This window comes from Kytococcus sp. HMSC28H12, from assembly GCF_001816045.1.
In the GTDB taxonomy this organism is placed as follows: domain Bacteria; phylum Actinomycetota; class Actinomycetes; order Actinomycetales; family Dermatophilaceae; genus Kytococcus; species Kytococcus schroeteri.
Genome location: NZ_KV824565.1, coordinates 1 through 608, shown reverse-complemented (window position 1 = coordinate 608; position 608 = coordinate 1). Strand labels below are relative to the sequence as shown.

The 608-nt window shown below is 63.5% G+C and carries 2 protein-coding genes; both read right to left on the bottom strand.

Features of this window, described 5'->3' with window-relative positions; translation table 11 throughout:
* On the bottom strand, positions 1-204 hold a 204-nt coding region (locus HMPREF3099_RS08735), incomplete at its 3' end, for a hypothetical protein (RefSeq protein ID WP_141762090.1).
* Positions 201-608: DUF6318 family protein (locus tag HMPREF3099_RS12990; protein WP_083323655.1), on the bottom strand; the 408-nt coding region annotated here is incomplete at its 5' end. The genes HMPREF3099_RS08735 and HMPREF3099_RS12990, both read right to left, overlap by 4 nt.

The window sequence follows — 608 nt, the reverse complement described above, 5'->3', positions numbered from 1 at the left end:
TTGGACGACGTATTCGTAGTACAAGGTCGGTGGCTTCCCGGGTGCAGGTGGGGTCGAGTTCGGCGGTCGCTTGTCCGCCAACTCCTCGACCTCGTTCTTGAGCATTCCGATGACGACACCGTCTCCGTCCTCGTCACAAGTGACGACCGGGCCGCAGTCCGAACTGCCCATCAAGGCGAGCGCCATGACGGTGAGGAGGCTCATCGGGAGCCATCCTTGGTGAAGACGGGGTCCTCATTGGGATGGAGCTTCTCCACGGCCCAACCCCCCTCGTGTCGGAGGCGGAAGAGAAGCCCCATCTCGTCGATCTCTTCGAGGCGAGCGGTCACCTCGCCATCGGGCGTCGTGAACGTCGCCGGTAGCTGGTGGAAGCCGACGACCGCGTCATAGGTGCTCGGTCCCGTCGCAGTCACCTTTGCGCCAAGAATGTCGAAGACAGGCCCATCAGATGCTTCCTTCGTCCGAGAGGCCTCGACCAAGGCTTCGGACTGGTTCGCGCACGTCTTGCAGTCGTCGCCGGCGTACTTGTCGAGTACCCCCGCCTTGGGGTGCTGGTAGAGGTGGTTCAGCGTCTCGACGTACCAGCGGGCGAAGGCCTCGGCACCCTC